This window comes from Streptomyces sp. CB03238 (assembly GCF_002099185.1).
GTDB lineage: Bacteria > Actinomycetota > Actinomycetes > Streptomycetales > Streptomycetaceae > Streptomyces.
In genome coordinates this window covers 38,295-56,986 of the sequence record NZ_NBCN01000002.1, presented here as the reverse complement: position 1 = coordinate 56,986, position 18,692 = coordinate 38,295, and the positions used below count along the sequence as shown (strand labels likewise).

The window sequence follows — 18,692 nt, the reverse complement described above, 5'->3', positions numbered from 1 at the left end:
GTGGTCATGGAGCCGTGACGTCGAGCCTGGGGCCTACCGGGCGCTCTTGCCCGGCGTGCTCTCGGCGCCCGTCGCCGCCGCCGGTTCCGGGGCTTCGGGGGCCTCCTCGAAGTCGACCTTGCCCATGTGGCGGTTCATCGACTTCATCAGCAGCCATACGCCCGCGGCCATGACCGCGAAGACGATGAAACCGAGGACGCCGGGGGTCACTTTGTTCTCGTCGAGCTCCTTGGCGGCGAGCGGGACGAGCTGGGTCAGTGCCTGGTGTGCGCTCATGTCAGGCATTGTCGCGGATGCCCGCGAAGAGGTCGCCCTCGGGGAGGGAGGTGTCCACCACGGACTTGGCCAGCTCGTAGTCCTCCGTCGGCCAGACCTCCTTCTGGATCTCCATCGGGACGCGGAACCAGCCGCCGTCCGGGTCGATCTGCGTCGCGTGGGCGATCAGGGCCTTGTCGCGGATCTCGAAGAAGTCGGCGCACGGGACGTGCGTGGTCAGGGTCCGCTCGGCGCGCTCGAACTCCTTCCAGCGCTCCAGCCACTCTCCGTACGGCGACTCCAGGCCCCGGGCCAGCAGCGCTTCGTGCAGGGCGACCGTGCGGGGACGGTTGAAGCCCTGGTTGTAGTAGACCTTCAGCGGCTGCCAGGCCGGACCGAACTCCGACTCCGGGTACTTCTCCGCGTCCGCCGCACCGTCGAAGGCCACCATCGTGATCTTGTGGGTCATGATGTGGTCGGGGTGCGGGTAGCCGCCGTTCTCGTCGTACGTGGTGATGACCTGCGGGCGGAAGGTACGGATGGACTTCACCAGGCGGCCGGCGGCCTTGTCGACGTCCTCCAGGGCGAAGCAGCCCTGCGGCAGCGGCGGCAGCGGGTCGCCCTCGGGAAGGCCGGAGTCGACGAAGCCCAGCCACTCCTGCCGGACGCCGAGGATCTCGCGGGCCTCGTCCATCTCCTTGCGGCGTACCTCGTGGATGTTCTCCTCGATGTACGGGTCACCCTGGAGCTTCGGGTTGAGGATGGAACCGCGCTCGCCCCCGGTGCAGGTCACGACCAGCACGTCCACCCCCTCGGACACATACTTGGCCATCGTTGCCGCGCCCTTGCTCGACTCGTCGTCGGGGTGGGCGTGAACGGCCATCAGTCGCAGCTGCTCAGTCAAGACTCGATCCTCAATGAATTGTCACATCGGGCGGCTTCTATAGTGACGGAATCGGTGGGCGGAAAATTCCGCCGTCCGGGAAGTCGGCCCAGGAGAGGAACGATCATGAGCGCGGTGCGGGAAGGGCTGCCCGAGGGCCGTTACGGCCGCTCGGCGGACGAGCGCGCCGACCGCAAGCTCAAGATCGTCGGCTCGGTCCTGGGCGTCGCGCTGCTCGGCCTGGTCGGCTGGTTCGGGTACGACTACATCGCCGGCCAGAGGATCAGCGCCGAGCTGATCAAGTTCGACGTCTCGGCCGACGACCGGGTCCAGGCGCACCTGGAGGTGCGCAAGGACCGGGACGCCAAGGGCTCCTGCACGCTGCGCGCCCTCGCGGAGGACGGCAGCGAGGTGGGCCACAAGGACGTCCGCTTCGACCAGGCGACCGACCGGATCGACGAGGTCGTCACCGTACGCACGACGGCGAAGGCGACGAGCGCGGAGCTCCTGGGCTGTACGTCGGAGTAGCCGCGCCACGCATCCGCCCCGCTTCCGCGCCGTGACCTGCGTGGACACAGATTCCGTGGCTTTCGTCCTCCCCCTTCCCCGCCGAAATTGTTAGGCTCGTGGTTTCGCCCATCCAGGAAGGCACAATCCTTCTGGGTAGGGCGATGCTTTGTATTCCCAGTACCGACGAGGAGCACCTGTGACCCAGACCAGCGAAAACGTCACCTGGCTCACCCAGGAGGCGTACAACCAGCTCAAGGCCGAGCTGGAGTACCTGTCTGGTCCCGCGCGAACCGAGATCGCAGCGAAGATCGCGGCTGCGCGCGAGGAGGGCGACCTGCGCGAGAACGGCGGGTACCACGCGGCCAAGGAGGAGCAGGGCAAGCAGGAGCTGCGCGTACGCCAGCTCACCCAGCTCCTGGAGTACGCGAAGGTGGGCGAGGCTCCCGCGGAGAGCGGCGTCGTGGCGCCCGGCATGGTGGTCACGATCGCCTTCGACGGCGACGAGGACGACACCCTGACCTTCCTGCTCGCCTCGCGTGAGTACGCGAGCTCCGACATCGAGACGTACTCCCCGCAGTCGCCGCTCGGCTCGGGTGTCAATGGCAAGAAGGTCGGCGAGGACGCGCAGTACGAGCTGCCGAACGGCAAGAAGGCGTCGGTGACGATCCTCGACGCGAAGCCGTACTCGGGCTGACAGCACCACCGAAGGGCCGGGCCGCTGGGCCCGGCCCTTCGTGCGTGTTACGCCGCCGAGCGGTACTTGCGCACCGCCAGGGTGCGGAACACCGCGATGATCACCAGCGACCAGAGGATCGAGGCGAGCACCGGGTGCTCCATGGGCCAGGCCGTGGAGTTCGTGACGCCCGGGTTGCCGAACAGCTCGCGGCAGGCCTGCACGGTGGCGCTGAAGGGGTTCCACTCGGCGATGTGCCGCAGCCACGGCGTCATCCGGGACGAGTCCACGAACGCGTTGGACAGGAACGTCACGGGGAACAGCCAGATCAGACCGCCGGAGGTGGCCGCTTCGGGCGTACGCACGGACAGGCCGATCAGCGCGCCGATCCAGGAGAACGCGTACCCGAGCAGAAGCAGCAGCAGAAACGCGCCGAGCGCCTTGGGCACGCCCTCGTGGATGCGCCAGCCGACGAGCAGGGCGACGACCGCGAGGACGACGACGGTGAGCGCGGTCTGTACGAGGTCGGCGAGCGTACGGCCGGTGAGGACCGCGCCGCGGGCCATGGGCAGGGACCGGAAGCGGTCGATGAGGCCCTTGTGCATGTCGTCGGCGATACCGGCGCCCGCACCCGCCGTGGCGAAGGTGACGGTCTGGGCGAAGATGCCGGCCATCAGGAAGTTGCGGTAGACGTCCGGGTCGGTGGTGCCGCCGATGTTCATGGAGCCGCCGAAGACGTAGCTGAAGAGCACCACGAACATGATCGGCTGAATGAGCCCGAAAATGATCATTTCGGGGATCCGGGACATCCGGATCAGATTCCGCCGGGCGACGACGAGGGAGTCGGCGACCGACTGGGCGATGCCGCCGCGCGGCTTGGGGGCGGTGATGGCGCTCACTTCGCGGCCTCCTCGTCGGCCAGTTCGGCGGCGTGGCCGGTGAGTGAGATGAACACGTCGTCGAGGGTGGGCCGGCGCAGGCCGATGTCGTCGATCTCGACGCCCCGGGTGTCCAGTTCGCGGATGACCTCGGCGAGCAGCTTGGCACCGCCGGTGACCGGCACGGTGAGCTTGCGGGTGTGCGTCTCGACGGCGACCTCGCCCTTGCCGAAGCCGGCGAGCACGGCGCGGGCGGGGTCGATCTGGTCGGGCTGGTGGACGACGACCTCGACGCGCTCGCCGCCGGTACGGACCTTGAGCTGGTCGGCGGTGCCGCGGGCGATGACCTTGCCGTGGTCGACGACGCAGATGTCGTGGGCCAGGTGGTCGGCCTCCTCCAGGTACTGCGTGGTCAGCAGCAGGGTCGTACCGCCGGCGACCAGTTCCTGGATGACGTCCCACAGCTGCTGCCGGTTGCGCGGGTCGAGGCCGGTGGTCGGCTCGTCCATGAACATCACGGGTGGCGACACCACGAGCGCGGCGGCGAGGTCGAGGCGGCGGCGCATGCCACCGGAGTAGGTCTTGGCGGGGCGGTCGGCGGCCTCGGCGAGGTTGAACCGCTCCAGCAGTTCGCCCGCGCGTATCTTCGCGGCCTTGCTCGACATCTGGTAGAGCTGGCCGACCATGTGGAGGTTCTCGCGGCCGGTGAGGTACTCGTCGACGGCCGCGAACTGTCCGGACAGGCCGATCGCCCGGCGGACTTCATTGGGGTGCTTGAGGACGTCTATGCCCGCGACGACCGCCTTGCCGCTGTCGGGCCTGAGCAACGTGGTGAGTACGCGCACGGCGGTGGTCTTGCCGGCACCGTTGGGGCCGAGCAGCCCCAGGACGGTCCCTTCGGGGACATCGAGGTCCACGCCGTCCAGAGCCCGTACGTCGCCGAAGGTCTTGACCAGACCTTCGGCGTGAATTGCGCCTGGCATGTGGGTTCTCCCGTTGATGGGGTGAATCGCTACCCAAAGCGTAGGGATGCCGGACGGGGCCCGCCCGGCAATTATGTGACGAACACATAACGCGATACACCGCGACTTACAAGAGGCTCCGCCCCCTGTGCCCTCCTTATGCGGATGGTCCGCGGCACCCGCCTCCTCGGCGAGGTCACCGGGCCGCATTGCACCCGCGCCCGCAGACGGCGTACGACGCAGGCGGGGCCGTGCAGGGTCGTCCCCGCAGAGGATGGGGATCCCCCCGCGGGACGACTGCCCACAACAGGGGGCGACTCGCCCCCGGCCGGCCCACTGCCCGCAACGGGGGTCGACGAGCCCGCCGGACCCGCCCGTCAGGGCATCACCGTGTACCCCGCTTCCCGCAGCGCCGAGGCGACCTCCTCGCAGTGCTCCGGGCCCTTGGTCTCCAGGTGGAGCTCCACCTCCACCTCCGTCAGTCCCAGGCGCGGATCGGTCCGTACGTGCCCGACGTCCAGGACGTTGGCGTCGGCGACCGACAGGACGCCCAGCAGCATGGCGAGCGCGCCCGGGCGGTCCGTGAGCCTGAGCCGCAGGCTCAGGTAGCGGCCCGCCGCCGCCATGCCGTGGCGGAGGATGCGCTGCATCAGCAGCGGGTCAACGTTCCCGCCCGACAGCACCGCCACCACCGGCCCCTTGAACGTCTCCGGCGCGCTCAGCAGCGCCGCCACCGGGCTCGCCCCGGCCGGTTCGACGACCAGCTTGGCCCGCTCCAGGCACAGCAGCAGCGCCGACGACAGGTCGTCCTCCGACACCGTGCGCACCTCGTCGACCAGCTCCTCCACGATCCCGAACGGCACGTCCCCCGGGCGCCCCACCTGGATGCCGTCCGCCATCGTGGGCGAGCAGTCGATCGCCAGCGGGTGGCCCGCCGCCAGCGACGGCGGGTACGCGGCGGCGGCCTCCGCCTGGACGCCGATCACCTTCACGTCCGGCCGCAGCGCCTTGACCGCCACCGCGATGCCCGCCGCCAGGCCACCGCCGCCCACCCCGACGACGATCGTCCGCACCTCGGGGCACTGTTCGAGGATCTCCAGCCCCACCGTGCCCTGCCCCGCGATGATGTCCCGGTGGTCGAAGGGGTGGATGAACACCGCGCCCGTGTCGTGCGCGTACTCCTGCGCCGCCGCCAGCGTCTCGTCGACCACGTGCCCGTGCAGCCGCACGTCCGCCCCGTACTCCCGCGTCGCCGCCACCTTCGGCAGCGGGGCACCCACCGGCATGAAGACCGTGGAGCGCACGCCCAGCAGCGACGAGGCGAGCGCGACGCCCTGCGCGTGGTTGCCCGCCGACGCCGCGACGACTCCCGCCGCCCGCTCCTCCGGGCGCAGCCCGGAGATCCGCACGTACGCGCCCCGCAGCTTGAACGACCCCGTCCGCTGGAGGTTCTCGCACTTGAAGTGGACCGGCGAGCCCACCAGCCGCGACAGGTACCGGCTGCCCTCCATGGGCGTCATCCTGGCCACCCCGGAGAGCATCTTCTGCGCCCCCCGGATGTCATCGAGGATGAGGGGGTGTGAGGGGTATGGCGTACCGAAGCTCATGACCTCAAGTCTTGCAGCTCATCACGTTTGTGCAGCGCCGGTACCAAGGCGCACCGGGCCGCGTACTCTGTCCCCCACCAACCGACCACCACCGCACGAGAGAGCCCCAGCCATGCCCACATCCCAGGACATGACGACTGATCTTGACCACGGTCTCCTCGATGCCCTCCAGCACCAGGTGGCCGTCTTCGCCCGGCGGGCCGAGCAGACCCGGCTCGGCGGCACCGGCCAGCTCCGCAACTCGATGGACCGTGCCGCCTACCTGCTCCTCAACCGCCTCGACCAGGAAGGCCCGATGGGCGTGAAGGCCCTGGCGGCGGGGATGGGCATCGACTCGTCCACCGTCACCCGCCAGGTCGCGCCGCTGGTGGACACCGGCCTGGTCAAGCGGACCTCGCACCCGGAGGACGGCCGCGCCGTCGTGCTCCAGCTGTCGCCGCGCGGCCAGGCCCGGCTGGAGGAGGTCCGCTCCTCGCGGCGCCGGCTGATGGCCGAGGTGACGGACGGCTGGACCGAGGAGGAACGCGAGTCGTTCTGCACCCTGCTCACCCGCTTCAACTCCGCGCTCTCCGCCCGGCAGGCCGGTCTGCCGCCCGCCGAGAGCGCGGCCGAGACGGCGGCGGAGACGGAGACGGCTCCGGCCTCTTGACCCGGGCCGGGACTTTGGCCTGATATGAGGACGTGCGAGAGCGGCAGGCGACGACGCACCACCAGCACCGGCGCCGGCGCGACCAGGACTTCGAGGCGTTCGTCGCGGGCACCGCGGGCCGGCTGCTGCATGCCGCCACGCTCCTGACGACCGAGCCGCCCGGCCGCGCCCCGCGCGCCGGGGCCCTGCTGACCGCCGCGCTGGCGGCCACGTACGCCCGCTGGGACCGGCTGCGCGGCGAGGACCCGTACGACCTCACCCGCCGCGAGCTGGCCGCCCGCTTCGCCCGCGCGGCCTGGCGCTTCCACCGCCCCTGCGGCGGGGTGCTGTCGCGACTGACCCCGCTGGAACGGCTCGTCGTCGTGCTGCGCCTGTACGAGGGTGTCGCCGAGGAGCAGACGGCGGCGCTGCTCGGGCTGCCGGCGGACCGGGTCCGGGCGACGTGTGCTCGTGCGGTCACCGTCCTCAGGCGGGCCACGTGAACGACCGCAAGGAGGACGAGGTGCGGCGCATGCTGGACGCCCCGCCGCGCGTCCAGCTCCCGCCGGACCTGCTGCCCCGCGCGATCAGCCGAGGCACCCGCAGCCGGCACCGGGCCCGGCTGCTGCGCCGCGCCCTGTGGGCGCTGCTGACGGCGGCGGCGGTCGCGTTCGCGGTGTGGGCGTCGGTCACGGAACCGTGGCGGCCACCGCCGACGGGGGTCACGCCGCCGTTCGAGGGCTGGTGACGCGACGCCCGCGACCGTCCACCACACAGGGCCGGCGCCCAGCCGGTGGCGGTTGCCGCCGACGGGGGTCACGCCACCGTCCACGACAGAGGGCGGGCTAGCCCAGCGCCTGGCGCAGGTCCGCCAGCAGGTCGTCGGCGTTCTCGATGCCGACGGACAGCCGCACCAGGTCCGCCGGGACCTCCAGCAGCGACCCGGCGACGCTCGCGTGCGTCATCCGGCCCGGGTGCTCGATGAGCGACTCGACGCCGCCCAGGGACTCGCCCAGCGTGAACAACCGGGCCCGGTTGCAGACCTCGACGGCCGCCTCCTCGCCGCCCTGGACACGGAAGGAGATCATGCCGCCGAAGCTCCGCATCTGCTTGGCGGCGACCTCGTGCCCCGGGTGCTCGGGCAGGCCCGGGTAGAGGACGCTCGTCACCTTCGGGTGCCGGGTCAGCATCTCGGCGACGCGGGTCGCGTTCTCGCTGTGCCGGTCCATGCGTACGGCCAGCGTCTTGATGCCGCGCAGCACGATCCACGAGTCGAAGGGCCCGGCGACCGCGCCCATCGCGTTCTGGTGGTACGCCAGTTCCTCGCCGAGCGTCTCGTCGGCGGTCACCAGCGCGCCGCCGACGACGTCAGAGTGGCCGCCCATGTACTTGGTCAGCGAGTGCACGACGACGTCCGCGCCGAGCGCGAGCGGCTGCTGGAGGTAGGGGCTGGCGAAGGTGTTGTCGACGACGAGCCTGACGCCGGCCGTGCGGGCGACGTCCGCGACGGCCGCGATGTCGGTGATGCCGAGCAGCGGGTTGGACGGGGTCTCGACCCAGATCGCCTTCGTACGGTCGGTGATCGCGTCCCGTACCGCCGCCGGGTCGGAGGTGTCGGCGACCGACCACTCCACGCCCCACCGTGCGACGACCTTCGCGAAGAGGCGGAACGTGCCGCCGTACGCGTCGTTCGGGATGACCACGTGGTCGCCGGGCACCAGCAGCGTCCGCAGCAGGCAGTCCTCGGCGGCGAGGCCGGAGGCGAAGGCCAGGCCGCGCCGGCCGCCCTCCAGCGCCGCGAGGTTCTCCTCCAGCGCACTGCGCGTCGGGTTGGCGCTGCGGCTGTACTCGTAGCCGCCGCGCAAGCCGCCCACACCGTCCTGCTTGTAGGTGGACACCTGGTAGATGGGCGGGACGACCGCGCCGGTAAGCGGGTCGGCGGTGTTGCCCGCATGGATGGCGCGGGTCTCGAAGTTCTGGTGGGTGTGCTCGTCGCTCATGAGGCCCGAGCGTAGTCGCGGGCGGCTGTACGCACCCGACGCGTCCGGGACAATGGCGGTATGGAGATTCTCTGGTTCCTGATCGCGGTGGCCATGATCGGCATGGTGCTCGCGCCGTGGCTGCGGCGCCGCCGGGGTGGTGGTGGCGGTATCCGTCTGGTCTCGCCCGGTTCGCCGGACGCCGCCGATCCGAGCGCGTACGGCTTCGTACGCCAGGAACACCTCGACGTACGGATGCCCGGCCCGGACCAGGACCTCCTGGACGTACTGGACGTGGTGCAGCGCACGCAGGACTGGCGGGCCGCGTCGCAGCTGCTGGCGGGCACCGACAAGGACGGCGAGGTGCGCTGGCAGCGGGTGCAGGCGTTCGCGGGCGCGGCGTCGCTGGAGCTGGCGCAGCAGCCCGGTACGGGGGGCGCCTGGCTGCGGGCGTGGCGCGCGGACAAGCCGAAGGACCCGGGCGGGGCGCAGGTCCACGCCGAGTTCCTGGTGCAGCAGGCGTGGCGGTCGTCGTCGGCGGGCAGCGACGACTTCCGGATCATCCTGGAGGAGGCGCGTACGGTCTGCGAGCAGGCCGCGCTGCTGTCGCCCGGCGACCCGGTCCCGTACATCATCGAGCTGGCCGTGGCGCGGGGCCTGGGCTACACCCACGAGCAGTTCGACCAGGTCTGGGCGAAGATCATCGACCGTGCGCCGCAGCACATGGGCGCGCACCTGGCGGCCCTGCACTACTGGTGCGAGAAGTGGCACGGCTCCCGGCAGGACGCGGATCGCTTCGCGACGGCCGCCGCGGCGCGCGCCCCGCAGGGGTCGCTGCTCGCCGCGCTGCCGCTGTTCGCGGTCTTCGAGCACCTGCCGGAGGTGGCGCTGGTGCAGGACTTCTACGGCACCGAGGTGGTGTCGAAGGCCATGGAGGGCGCGCTGTACGCGGTCCACTCGGCCCGCCCCGACGACCCGATGCTGGCGCACGTACGCCACCTGCTGATCCACTTCCTGGTACGGGCGGAACGCTGGTCGGAGGCCATGCACCAGCTGGTCCACGTGGACGGCCACATCGGCGCCCTGCCGTGGACGCTCAGCGAGGACCCGGCGGCGGAGTACGCGGTCTACCGCGCCCTGGCGGTCGCGGGCTACGAGGCCAACGGCGGCAACCCGGCGACGCTGCCCCACTGACGGGCCCCGCGGTCCTGGCCCGGGCGTCCGGGTGCCCACCCGCCGGCGTCGCCCCGCGGGCACGGGTGCCCGGCCGGCGTGCGCACACCCCGCACGTACGGGTGCCCACCCGCCGGCGTCGCCCCGCGGGCACGGGTGCCCGGCCGGCGTGCGCACACCCCGCACGTACGGGTGCCCACCCACCAGCCGTCGCCCCGCACGTACGGGTGCCCACCCAGCGTCGTCGGCCCGCGCACGACGAGCACCCATCCACCGGCCTTCAGGCCTGCGAACCGGGAGTCCTGCGGGCAGGCCCGGCCCGCCTCCCGACCTGCCGGGCCTGCCGGGCCTGCCGGGCCGACGTGTCGGCCGTGGCGCCGGTGGGTGGTGTTCCGCTTCGGAACTCCGCCCGGTGGGCGCAACCATGCGCGGCTCCGCCCGCGCCCTCGCGCGCGGCGACGCCGGCCGGCTGACGCGGAATTCCCCCCGTTCCCGGAACGTTGTTCCGGTGCCGCCCCGGCGCCCCGCAGAAGGAGACCGAGTCATGCTGTTCGGCCGCACCCCCGTGCTCCCCACCCCGGACCAGGCCCTGCGCGGCCGCCCGGAGCCCGGCTTCACCGTTCCCTCCCGCCACACCGTCCTCGGCAACCCCCTCCTGGGCCCCTACCCGGACGGGCTGGAGGTCGCGGACTTCGCCCTGGGCTGTTTCTGGGGCGCCGAGCGGAAGTTCTGGCAGACCGACGGCGTATGGACGACGCTCGTCGGCTACCAGGGCGGCTACACGCGGAACCCCTCCTACGAGGAGGTCTGCTCGGGCATGACAGGCCACACGGAGGTGGTCCGCGTGGTCTTCGACCCCGAGACCGTCTCGTACGAAACGCTCCTGAAGCGCTTCTGGGAGTCCCACGACCCCACCCAGGGCTTCCGCCAGGGCAACGACGTGGGCACCCAGTACCGCTCGGCGATCTACACCCACTCCCCCGCCCAGGCCGCCGCGGCCACCGCGTCCCGTGACGCCTACCAGCGGGTCCTGACCGGTTCCGGGTACGGAACGATCACCACGGAGATCCTCCCCGCCGACGACCGCCCCTTCCACCCGGCCGAGGCCTACCACCAGCAGTACCTCGACAAGAACCCGGGCGGCTACTGCGGCATCGGCGGTACGGGCGTGAGCTGCCCGATCGGCGTGGCGAAGGCCGATGGCTGAGCCTCTCTCGCCGGACGCGACGGCGACGCTGAACGCGCTGCTCTCCGGTCCAGAATCCGGTGAGCAGCGCTCTGCGTGCTCAGATCGCCTACGCGCGAGTGACGGGCCGGTGCGGCTGCGGCTGCGGCTGCGGCTGCCTGACGGTCGACCTGACGGTGGACCGCGCGGCGGTGCCACCGGCCCCGACGCAGGGCAATCCGGCTGCGGACGCCTGGTACACCGTGCCGGACGACGCCGGGGTCATGGTGTTCACGAAGGACGGTTATCTCGCGCTCCTGGAGATCCACTCGGCGTCCGGTGAGCCGATCACCACGTGGCCGGAACCGCACCTGCTGAAGCGATGAATGACAGCTGCTCCATGCGTCCGCACGGCCACCCTCGTCAAGGCACCGCGGCGCCAGAGGACCACCTCCCCGATATCCCGCCTACTTCTCCCAGACGGTCACCTGTGCCGTGAACTCGTCGGCTGCCAGGTTCACGCTCCTCACGTCCAGGATGGCTGCCCGCCCAGCATTCGTCAGGACGCAGAACCGCACACCAGCCTCGACATCGATGCTGTCCGCTCCGTGTGTGCTGATCCGTTCCTCACAACTCTTGGGAGTGACCCGCACTCCGCGCTCGAACTCCGCGCCCTGCACGTCGTGCATGAAGTAGGCCGTGACAGTTGAGCCCTTGGGGCGTCCCCAGCTCGCGTGAAGATCACCACCTTCGCCATAGGTCCGAGAGGCCGGAACCGTGTCAAGGTCTGCACGCTTCATGACCGCAACGAGCTCGCCCGACCATCTCACCTCGGGGCTGGTCTGACTGGCTGGAGAAGGCCGCGCGCCCTCGACCTCGTCATTTCCGGACTCCACTGGTGCATGGCGCTGGTCTGAGCCCCCTCCCAGCGCGTCCTCGAACGGTGAGGTACCGAAGACCGCCACTACAGCGGTGATCAACGCTGCGACCGCGCCGATGAAGGCTGCAATGCCTTGCCAATCTCGTCGGCGGCCGGGCGGTTCGTCTGGTGTGTGCCCACCGGCTCCCCCGCGAGACGCCGTCTGCGCGCTTCCCCCAGAACCTCTCGGTGACATTCAGCAACCTCCCTTGGATGGAGGGAGTTTGACACCAGCTGATCAAAGGCGACCACTGAGCCAACTGCTTTGCGACACAACCGGGACAGTCATCCACTTCGTTCTCACGGGCCACGGTCACTGCACCAGCACCACTCCCACCTCCCACCCCACCCGGTCGTCGCAAGGGCGAAATCCGGTGGTGCGGCACCCGGCCCGTCCCTACACTCGATCGCATGGGTTCGTACTACTTCTTTCTCTGATTCCGGGCGCGGACGCGCAGGCGTCCCGTCATGCCCCGTCCTTTCCGAACCCGGACATCAGGGAAAGAAATCATGCGCGATCGCGCCCACGACCCCTCCCAATTGACCCTCAAGGACGTGTCCAAGGCGTACGGGGACCGCTCCGTGCTCGATCAGGTCACGTTCACCGTCCGCCCCGGTGAGAAGATCGGCGTCATCGGGGAGAACGGCTCCGGCAAGTCCACGTTGTTGCGGATGCTCGCCGGGGCCGAGGCGCCCGACAGTGGGGAGGTGACCGTCCGCTTCTCCGGTGGGGTGGCCCATCTCGGGCAGACCCTGGACCTGGACCCGGCGGCGAGCGTGCAGGACGCGGTGGACGCGTCGCTCTCCGAGCTGCGGGCGATGGAGCGGCGGCTGCGGGCGGCCGAGGAGGGCCTCGGCAGTGCGTCTGAGGCCGAACTGGCGGCGTACGGCGAGCTGTTGAGCGCGTACGAGGAGCGCGGCGGTTACCAGGCGGATGCCCGGGTCGACGCCGCCCTGCACGGGCTGGGCGTCGGGCACATCGGGCGCGGGCGGCCGCTGGGGTCACTCTCCGGGGGCGAGCAGTCGCGGCTGGCGCTGGCCTGTGTGCTGGCGTCGGGCGCTGAGCTGCTGCTGCTCGACGAGCCGACGAATCATCTCGACCGGCAGGCGACCGGCAGGCTGGAGGAGCGGCTGCGGGCGCACCGGGGCACGGTGCTGGCCGTGACGCACGACCGGGTGTTCCTGGAGGCGGTGGCGACCGCGGTCCTGGAGGTCGACCGGGACACGCGGGCGGTGACCCGGTACGGGGACGGCTGGGCCGGTTACCGGGCGGCGAAGGCCGCTGCCCGCCGCCGCTGGGAGCTGGACCACCAGGCGTGGCTGGACGGCCTCGCGGAGTCGGAGGCGCTGGTCGCGGCGGCCGGGCAGCGGCTGGCCGCTTCGGGCAAGGACCCGCGCGAGGGCTTCGGCAAGCACCGGCGCTCGCACGAGGCGAAGCTGTCCGGGCGGGTCAGGGCGGCGCGGCAGCGGCTGGAGCGGCTGCGGCGGGAGCCGGTTGCCGCGCCGCCGGAGCCGTTGCGGTTCGCGCCCCGGCTGGCCGCGCCGGACCCCCAGGACGTGGCGGTGGAGCTGGACGGCGTGGTCGTCGGCGACCGGCTGCGGGTGGCGGGCCTGCGGGTCGGGGCGGGCGGCCGGCTGCTGGTGACCGGCCCGAACGGCGCCGGGAAGACGACCCTGCTGCGGGTGATCGCCGGGGACCTGCGCCCCGACGCGGGCACCGTGCACCGCCCGGCGCGGGTGGGCTACCTGCCGCAGGAGCTGCCCGCGCGGCCGCCGCGCCGCCCGCTGCTGGCGGCGTTCGCGGCCGGGCGCCCCGATGCGCCGGAGGACCACGCCGAGGAGCTGCTGGCGCTCGGGCTGTTCCGGGAGGAGGACCTGCCGGTTCCGGTGGCCGCCCTGTCGGTGGGCCAGCGGCGGCGGCTGGAGCTGGCCCGCCTGGTGACACGTCCGGCCGGCCTCCTCGTACTGGACGAGCCGACGAACCATGTGGCGCTCGGCCTGGTGGAGGAGCTGGAGGCCGCCCTGGCGGCGTACGAGGGGGCGGTCGTCGTGGTCTCGCACGACCGCCGCTTCCGCAGCGCGTTCGCCGGCGACCGGCTGGAACTGAGGGCGGGCCGGGCCGTTCGACCCCGCGTCGGGGCCTGAGGCCGCGAGGGCCTGCCGCACGGCCTCAAGGCCACGCGGTCCCGAAGCCGCACGGCCTCAAGGCACGGAGGCCCGAAGCCGCAAAGGCCCAAGGCCACGCAGGCGTGACCCACCGTCAGACGGCCTGCGCCGCCCGCAGCATCGCGGCCGTCGCCGAGACGTCATAGTCCGGGGCGACGCCGTCGATGAGCAGGACGTCGCCGGTCATGTGCCGGGTCCGCAGCGGGATGAGCCGCTGGTAGGCCTCGGAGTCGTACCAGTCGCGGGCATGGTCCAGCGACGGGAACCCGATGATGACGAGCGCGGTGTTCCACTCGCCCTCGCGGACCTCCATGGCCGGCGCGCCGTGCACGAAGAACCGGCCGCCGAAGGGGTCGAGGGTGGCCTGGATGCGCTCCATGTAGGTGAACACCTCGTCGTCGAGCACGGCGACGGGGCGCAGGTTTCCGATGGCGTACGCGGGCATGGGGCCCTCCTCGTGGGTTCGTATCCGGATCCGGATGACCCCATGCTCCCGGCGTGCGCGTACGGGGTCGATTACCCCGGACGTCATCGCGTCATCGACGCCGCTGTCAGATCGTCGCGGTGTCGATGACGAAGCGGTAGCGGACGTCGCTCTTCAGCACCCGCTCGTACGCCTCGTTGATCTGGTCCGCGCGGATCAGCTCGATCTCCGCGCCCAGGTTGTGCTCGGCGCAGAAGTCCAGCATTTCCTGGGTCTCGGCGATCCCGCCGATCATCGAGCCGGCGAGGGTCTTGCGGCCGCCGATGACGGAGAAGAGGTTCAGCGAGACGGGCTCCTCCGGCGCGCCGACGTTCACCAGGGCGCCGTCGGTCTTCAGCAGACTCAGGTAGGCGCCGAGGTCCAGCGGCGCGGAGACCGTGGAGACGATCAGGTCGAAGGTGCCGGCGAGCTTGTCGAAGGTCTCCGGGTCGCTGGTGGCGTAGAAGTGGTCGGCGCCCATCGCGAGGCCGTCGTCCTGCTTGCGCAGGGTCTGGCTCAGGACGGTGACCTCGGCGCCCAGCGCGTGGGCGATCTTCACGCCCATGTGGCCGAGGCCGCCGAGTCCGACGATGGCCACGTTCTTGCCGGGGCCGGCCTTCCAGTGGACGAGCGGCGAGTAGAGGGTGATGCCGGCGCACAGCAGCGGGGCGGCGACGTCGAGGGCGAGGCCGTCGGGTATGCGGACGGTGTAGTTCTCGTCGACGACGATGTGGGTGGAGTAGCCGCCGTAGGTCGGCTCGCCGCTGCGGTCGAGGGCGTTGTACGTGCCGGTCATGCCCTCGACGCAGTACTGCTCCAGGCCCTGGCGGCAGTACTCGCACTGGCGGCAGGAGTCGACGAAGCAGCCCACGCCGACCCGGTCGCCGGCCTTGTACTTCGTCACGCCCTCACCGACCTCGGTGACGATTCCGGCGATCTCGTGGCCGGGCACCATCGGGAAGATGCCCTCGCCCCAGCCGTCGCGGGCCTGGTGGATGTCGGAGTGGCAGATGCCCGCGTACCTGATCTCGATCAGTACGTCGTGCTCGCCGACCGCCCGGCGTGGGATGGTGGTGCGCTCCAGCGGGGCGTTGGCGGCGGGGGCTGCGTAAGCGGAGACGTTCGTGGTCATGGCAGTGAGTCTGCCGGTGCCGGCGCGGGCCGCCCAGGTCTCTGTCGTTCGTACGTCCGCTGTGCGTACTACTGGCAGGGACAGGATCAGCCGCCTGTCGGTACGTACGACCCGGAATACTTGACGTATGGATCAGCGTGCCGAACTGAGTGAGTTCCTCCGCTCCCGGCGGGCCCGGCTGAAGCCGGAGGACGTCGGGCTGCCCGAGTTCGGGCGCCACCGCCGGGTACCGGGGCTGCGGCGGGAGGAGCTGGCGCAGCTGGCCGGCGTTTCCGTGGCCTACTACACGCGCCTGGAGCAGGGCAACGGCCGCAATGTCTCCATCGAGGTGCTGAACGCGATCGCGCGGGCGCTGCGTCTGACGGATGCCGAGCGTGACCATCTGACGCACCTGGCGAGGCCGACGCACAAGAAGAAGCGGCGGGTGCCGGCGACCCGGCCGCAGACGGTGCGGCCGGCGGTGCAGCATCTGCTGGACGCGATGGAGGGGGTGCCGGCGTTCGTCCTGGGGCGGCGGCTGGACATCCTGGCCTGGAACAGGCTGGCGCGGGCGCTGTTCGGGGACTTCGCGGCGCTTCAGCCGCAGGAGCGGAACATGGCGCGGCAGCTCTTCCTCGACCCGAACGTCCGCGATCTGTACGTCGACTGGGAGGCGAAGGCGACGGAGGTGGTGAGCGCGCTGCGGCTGTACGCGGGCTGCTCGCCGGACGATCCGCAACTGTCGACGCTGGTCGGTGAACTGTCCGTCAAGAGCTCGGAATTCCGCGAGCTGTGGGCGGCGCACACGGTGCAGGAGAAGGGGCACGGCGCGAAGCGGCTGCACCATCCGCTGGTGGGCGAGCTGACGCTGTCGTACGAGACGCTGCGGCTGCCCGACGACCACGATCTGAGCCTGGTGACGTACACGGCGGAGCCGGGCACCCCGTCGGCGGAGTCGCTGCGGCTGCTGGCGAACTGGGGGGTCGACGAGGTCGCCGGGGCGCGCTGAGCAGAGCGGCGTGCGTACGTACGACGACGGGCGGCGGCCCACCGTGAGGAGGACCGCCGCCCGTTCGTTCAGCCGGTGGCTCAGACGGCCGAGCCGGCCTTCCACTCCGCCCAGCTCATGTTCCAGCCGTTGAGGCCGTTGTCCGGGGCGATGGTCTTGTCCTTGGAGTTCTTGACGACGACGACGTCACCGACGATCGAGTTGTCGTAGAACCAGGCACCGGGCTGCTTCGGGTCGTCGGCGCCCTTGGCGTCGTTGAGGCCCACGCAGCCGTGGCTGGTGTTGACCTTGCCGAAGATGGAGTCCGAGCCCCAGTAGTTGCCGTGGATGAAGGTGCCCGAGGTGGACAGCCGCATGGCGTGCGGCACGTCCTTGATGTCGTACTCGCCCTTGCCGTCCTTCTTGGTGAAGCCGACCGTCGAGCCGTCCATCCGGGTCTCCTTGAACTTCTCGGAGATGACCATCTGGCCGTTGTAGGTCGGGTTCTCGGGGGCGCCGGCGGAGATCGGGATGGTCTTGATCGTCTTGCCGTCCTGGGTGACCGTCATGGTCTTGGCGGCGGCGTCGACGGTGGAGACCTGGTTGCGGCCGATGGTGAAGGTGACGGTCTTCTGCTGGACGCCGTAGACGCCCTCGGAGCCCTCGACGCCGTCGAGGTTCAGCTTCAGCGTGACCTTGGAGCCCTCGGCCCAGTAGTTCTCGGGGCGGAAGTCGATGCGCTGGGAGTTGAACCAGTGGCCGACGACCTCCTGGCCGCTGGTGGACGAGACGGTGATGCCGGACTGGACGGCCTTCTTGTCCGTGATCGGCTTGTTGAAGTTGATCGAGACGGGCATGCCGACGCCGACGGTGGAGCCGTCCTCGGGGGTGAAGTTCCCGATGAAGCTGTTGTCCTTGGAGACGGTGGTGAAGGAGGAGTTCTCGTGGGCCTCACGGCCCTCGGAGTCCTTGGCGGTGGCGGAGATCTTGTAGGTGGTGGCCCGCTCCAGCTGCTCGCTGGGCTTCCAGCTGGTGCCGTCGGCGGCTATCTCACCCTTGACGGCCGTGCCGTCCGGGGCGGTCATCGTGACCTGCGTGAGCGTGCCCTCGCTGACGGTGACCTTGGCGTCGTTGTTGATGCCGGCGTTCTGCGCGCCGTTCTTCGGGGAGATCGTTATTCGGGCCTCGGAGGCGTCCTCCGCCGCCGCCGCGTCGACCTGGGACTGTGACGTCTTCGAGCTTTCGGAGGCGTCGGCCTTGTCCTCACCGCCGCCGCAGCCGGTGAGCACCAGTACGCCGCCGAGCAGTGCGGACGCGGCCGCCAGGCCCTTGCGCCGCTTGCTGTCCGTCATCACACGCTTCTCCATCGTCGCCGATTCCCTGCCAACTGTCTCAACAACACCCATAACAACCCGTCCCGTTCCCCATCCGGCACGGATGTGGGGAACACCACTGATCGACGCGCCCGGGGGAGCCATTGGTTCCCGATCTTCCCGAGGTATACGGATGCGCGTGAAATGGGCCCCGGACGCGCCCGCCACGGCGGCGGTCCGGGACCCGGAGCGTGTCACAGGTCACACGCTACGGCCGTACGTCGTCGAGGTGATCCTCATCATCCTCCTCATCCAGGTCCCACATCTCCGCGTCGGGGTCGTACTCGACCTGCTCGCTGCTCCACGACGCCTGGGCGAGCTCCACGCCAGGCACCTGGCCGAGCAGATCGACCGGCTCGACGAGGTAGGCGAGAGCTTCCGCTTCGTCTTCTCGTACCGCGGATCGGGCGTGCGTACGCTCCTCGTCCGGCATGAATTCGTCGGCTTCGACGCGCTCCAGCGCGGCTCCGGTGAGTTGATCGTTGTCCGTCACTTCCAGCAGCAGTTCCACGCGAAGGCGTACATACCGTGATGTCTCAGAAGGGCTCATATGACGGAGCGTAAGCCGCCGGGGCCCATGACTTTCCAGCGACCCGCTGTGTTCATTAGCATCGACGCACCCACCAATTCTCGGTTCCGCAAAAGGATCTGAATCTGTGTCCGTCGCACGTCGACCGCTGCTGACCGCCACCGCCGCCGGGACCCTGCTCGGTGCGCTGTGGTTCGTCCCTTCGGCCAACGCCACCGTTGAGCGGCCACCCGCGGAGCAGCACGAAGCGAGAACGTCCACGGCCGCGAAGGGGCAGGAGCAGCTGGTCCTGGCCGACACCGGCGGCGTGGACACCACCCCGTACCTGCTCGGCGGCGCGACCTTCCTCGCGATGGGGACGGGCCTGGTGGCCTTCGCCGTACGACGAGGGGCGCACACCGTCCTATGACGGTGCGCGCCCCGGCGCAAG

The 18,692-nt window shown here is 70.7% G+C and carries 22 protein-coding genes; 12 read left to right on the top strand and 10 right to left on the bottom strand.

Features of this window, described 5'->3' with window-relative positions:
* Nucleotides 1–33: 33 nt before the first annotated feature.
* Nucleotides 34–276, bottom strand: coding sequence for a hypothetical protein (locus BKD26_RS03075; protein WP_084895477.1), 243 nt, complete (start codon nt 274–276; stop codon nt 34–36).
* A gap of 1 nt (nt 277) precedes the next feature.
* Entirely contained in the window at nt 278–1,159 is an 882-nt protein-coding gene (mca, locus tag BKD26_RS03070; protein WP_084895475.1) for a mycothiol conjugate amidase Mca, read from the bottom strand.
* Nucleotides 1,160–1,264: 105 nt separating this feature from the next.
* On the opposite strand from mca, the gene BKD26_RS03065 reads away from it, so the two are divergent.
* Nucleotides 1,265–1,666, top strand: coding sequence for a DUF4307 domain-containing protein (locus BKD26_RS03065; RefSeq protein WP_084895473.1), 402 nt, complete (start codon nt 1,265–1,267; stop codon nt 1,664–1,666).
* Between the two features lie 178 nt (nt 1,667–1,844).
* Nucleotides 1,845–2,342, top strand: a complete 498-nt coding sequence (greA, locus tag BKD26_RS03060; RefSeq protein WP_084895471.1) for a transcription elongation factor GreA — start codon at nt 1,845–1,847, stop codon at nt 2,340–2,342.
* Nucleotides 2,343–2,389: 47 nt separating this feature from the next.
* Here greA and BKD26_RS03055 read toward each other — a convergent pair whose 3' ends face one another.
* From BKD26_RS03055 to ilvA, 3 genes are all read right to left on the bottom strand, one after another.
* Nucleotides 2,390–3,220: an ABC transporter permease gene (locus BKD26_RS03055; RefSeq protein ID WP_084895469.1), complete on the bottom strand. Its 831-nt coding sequence runs from the start codon at nt 3,218–3,220 to the stop codon at nt 2,390–2,392.
* The gene (locus BKD26_RS03050) at nt 3,217–4,182 is read right to left on the bottom strand and encodes an ATP-binding cassette domain-containing protein (protein WP_084895467.1); all 966 of its coding nucleotides are present in this window, start codon (nt 4,180–4,182) and stop codon (nt 3,217–3,219) included. The genes BKD26_RS03055 and BKD26_RS03050 overlap by 4 nt, the downstream gene beginning before the upstream one ends.
* A gap of 356 nt (nt 4,183–4,538) precedes the next feature.
* Complete coding sequence (gene ilvA / locus BKD26_RS03045) at nt 4,539–5,768, bottom strand: threonine ammonia-lyase (RefSeq protein ID WP_084895465.1); 1,230 nt, start codon at nt 5,766–5,768, stop codon at nt 4,539–4,541.
* 112 nt (nt 5,769–5,880) lie between these two features.
* Between ilvA and BKD26_RS03040 the strand changes: the two genes are divergently transcribed.
* The 3 genes from BKD26_RS03040 to BKD26_RS03030 are packed head-to-tail and all read left to right on the top strand — an operon-like array spanning nt 5,881 to nt 7,144.
* Nucleotides 5,881–6,417: a MarR family transcriptional regulator gene (locus BKD26_RS03040; protein WP_179166387.1), complete on the top strand. Its 537-nt coding sequence runs from the start codon at nt 5,881–5,883 to the stop codon at nt 6,415–6,417.
* 32 nt (nt 6,418–6,449) lie between these two features.
* Nucleotides 6,450–6,899: a sigma factor-like helix-turn-helix DNA-binding protein gene (locus BKD26_RS03035; RefSeq protein WP_084895461.1), complete on the top strand. Its 450-nt coding sequence runs from the start codon at nt 6,450–6,452 to the stop codon at nt 6,897–6,899.
* Complete coding sequence (locus BKD26_RS03030; protein WP_241518525.1) at nt 6,896–7,144, top strand: hypothetical protein; 249 nt, start codon at nt 6,896–6,898, stop codon at nt 7,142–7,144. The genes BKD26_RS03035 and BKD26_RS03030 overlap by 4 nt, the downstream gene beginning before the upstream one ends.
* A gap of 97 nt (nt 7,145–7,241) precedes the next feature.
* Here BKD26_RS03030 and BKD26_RS03025 read toward each other — a convergent pair whose 3' ends face one another.
* A complete protein-coding gene (locus BKD26_RS03025) occupies nt 7,242–8,396 on the bottom strand; it encodes a cystathionine gamma-synthase (RefSeq protein WP_073753911.1) in 1,155 nt (384 codons plus the stop codon).
* Nucleotides 8,397–8,456: 60 nt separating this feature from the next.
* Between BKD26_RS03025 and BKD26_RS03020 the strand changes: the two genes are divergently transcribed.
* From BKD26_RS03020 to BKD26_RS03010, 3 genes are all read left to right on the top strand, one after another.
* A complete protein-coding gene (locus BKD26_RS03020) occupies nt 8,457–9,569 on the top strand; it encodes a hypothetical protein (protein WP_084895459.1) in 1,113 nt (370 codons plus the stop codon).
* A gap of 523 nt (nt 9,570–10,092) precedes the next feature.
* Nucleotides 10,093–10,755 (top strand): peptide-methionine (S)-S-oxide reductase MsrA, encoded by a 663-nt coding sequence (msrA, locus tag BKD26_RS03015; protein ID WP_084895457.1) that lies wholly within the window; start codon nt 10,093–10,095, stop codon nt 10,753–10,755.
* A 59-nt stretch (nt 10,756–10,814) separates the two neighbouring features.
* Nucleotides 10,815–11,099 (top strand): hypothetical protein, encoded by a 285-nt coding sequence (locus BKD26_RS03010; protein WP_143662600.1) that lies wholly within the window; start codon nt 10,815–10,817, stop codon nt 11,097–11,099.
* 81 nt (nt 11,100–11,180) lie between these two features.
* Here the strand turns inward: BKD26_RS03010 and BKD26_RS39665 are convergent, their stop codons facing one another.
* The gene (locus tag BKD26_RS39665) at nt 11,181–11,693 is read right to left on the bottom strand and encodes a hypothetical protein (RefSeq protein ID WP_143662599.1); all 513 of its coding nucleotides are present in this window, start codon (nt 11,691–11,693) and stop codon (nt 11,181–11,183) included.
* A gap of 449 nt (nt 11,694–12,142) precedes the next feature.
* Here BKD26_RS39665 and abc-f point away from each other — a divergent pair, with 449 nt between their 5' ends.
* Nucleotides 12,143–13,777 (top strand): ribosomal protection-like ABC-F family protein, encoded by a 1,635-nt coding sequence (gene abc-f, locus BKD26_RS03000; protein ID WP_084895451.1) that lies wholly within the window; start codon nt 12,143–12,145, stop codon nt 13,775–13,777.
* 115 nt (nt 13,778–13,892) lie between these two features.
* Here the strand turns inward: abc-f and BKD26_RS02995 are convergent, their stop codons facing one another.
* Nucleotides 13,893–14,243 carry a DUF1330 domain-containing protein gene (locus BKD26_RS02995; RefSeq protein ID WP_084895449.1) on the bottom strand — a complete coding sequence of 117 codons (351 nt, stop codon included), beginning with the start codon at nt 14,241–14,243 and terminating at the stop codon, nt 13,893–13,895.
* A gap of 106 nt (nt 14,244–14,349) precedes the next feature.
* Nucleotides 14,350–15,393: an NAD(P)-dependent alcohol dehydrogenase gene (locus BKD26_RS02990; protein ID WP_084895447.1), complete on the bottom strand. Its 1,044-nt coding sequence runs from the start codon at nt 15,391–15,393 to the stop codon at nt 14,350–14,352.
* Between the two features lie 127 nt (nt 15,394–15,520).
* On the opposite strand from BKD26_RS02990, the gene BKD26_RS02985 reads away from it, so the two are divergent.
* Complete coding sequence (locus BKD26_RS02985; protein ID WP_084895445.1) at nt 15,521–16,381, top strand: helix-turn-helix transcriptional regulator; 861 nt, start codon at nt 15,521–15,523, stop codon at nt 16,379–16,381.
* Between the two features lie 80 nt (nt 16,382–16,461).
* On the opposite strand, the gene BKD26_RS02980 is transcribed toward BKD26_RS02985, so the two are convergent.
* Nucleotides 16,462–17,727: an Ig-like domain-containing protein gene (locus BKD26_RS02980; RefSeq protein WP_084895443.1), complete on the bottom strand. Its 1,266-nt coding sequence runs from the start codon at nt 17,725–17,727 to the stop codon at nt 16,462–16,464.
* Nucleotides 17,728–17,866: 139 nt separating this feature from the next.
* Between BKD26_RS02980 and BKD26_RS40065 the strand changes: the two genes are divergently transcribed.
* Entirely contained in the window at nt 17,867–18,265 is a 399-nt protein-coding gene (locus BKD26_RS40065) for a hypothetical protein (RefSeq protein WP_179166386.1), read from the top strand.
* 124 nt (nt 18,266–18,389) lie between these two features.
* Complete coding sequence (locus BKD26_RS02970; RefSeq protein WP_084895441.1) at nt 18,390–18,671, top strand: hypothetical protein; 282 nt, start codon at nt 18,390–18,392, stop codon at nt 18,669–18,671.
* Nucleotides 18,672–18,692: the final 21 nt, after the last annotated feature.

Excerpts from the sequence above, each read along its gene's own strand:
- BKD26_RS03075 (WP_084895477.1), bottom strand. The coding sequence starts at position 276 with ATGAGCGCACACCAGGCACTGACCCAGCTCGTCCCGCTCGCCGCCAAG.
- BKD26_RS03065 (WP_084895473.1), top strand. The coding sequence starts at position 1,265 with ATGAGCGCGGTGCGGGAAGGGCTGCCCGAGGGCCGTTACGGCCGCTCG.
- BKD26_RS03050 (WP_084895467.1), bottom strand. The coding sequence starts at position 4,182 with ATGCCAGGCGCAATTCACGCCGAAGGTCTGGTCAAGACCTTCGGCGAC.
- ilvA (WP_084895465.1), bottom strand. The coding sequence starts at position 5,768 with ATGAGCTTCGGTACGCCATACCCCTCACACCCCCTCATCCTCGATGAC.
- BKD26_RS03040 (WP_179166387.1), top strand. The coding sequence starts at position 5,881 with ATGCCCACATCCCAGGACATGACGACTGATCTTGACCACGGTCTCCTC.
- BKD26_RS03025 (WP_073753911.1), bottom strand. The coding sequence starts at position 8,396 with ATGAGCGACGAGCACACCCACCAGAACTTCGAGACCCGCGCCATCCAT.
- BKD26_RS03020 (WP_084895459.1), top strand. The coding sequence starts at position 8,457 with ATGGAGATTCTCTGGTTCCTGATCGCGGTGGCCATGATCGGCATGGTG.
- msrA (WP_084895457.1), top strand. The coding sequence starts at position 10,093 with ATGCTGTTCGGCCGCACCCCCGTGCTCCCCACCCCGGACCAGGCCCTG.
- abc-f (WP_084895451.1), top strand. The coding sequence starts at position 12,143 with ATGCGCGATCGCGCCCACGACCCCTCCCAATTGACCCTCAAGGACGTG.
- BKD26_RS02995 (WP_084895449.1), bottom strand. The coding sequence starts at position 14,243 with ATGCCCGCGTACGCCATCGGAAACCTGCGCCCCGTCGCCGTGCTCGAC.
- BKD26_RS02990 (WP_084895447.1), bottom strand. The coding sequence starts at position 15,393 with ATGACCACGAACGTCTCCGCTTACGCAGCCCCCGCCGCCAACGCCCCG.
- BKD26_RS02985 (WP_084895445.1), top strand. The coding sequence starts at position 15,521 with ATGGATCAGCGTGCCGAACTGAGTGAGTTCCTCCGCTCCCGGCGGGCC.
- BKD26_RS02980 (WP_084895443.1), bottom strand. The coding sequence starts at position 17,727 with ATGGAGAAGCGTGTGATGACGGACAGCAAGCGGCGCAAGGGCCTGGCG.
- BKD26_RS40065 (WP_179166386.1), top strand. The coding sequence starts at position 17,867 with ATGCGCGTGAAATGGGCCCCGGACGCGCCCGCCACGGCGGCGGTCCGG.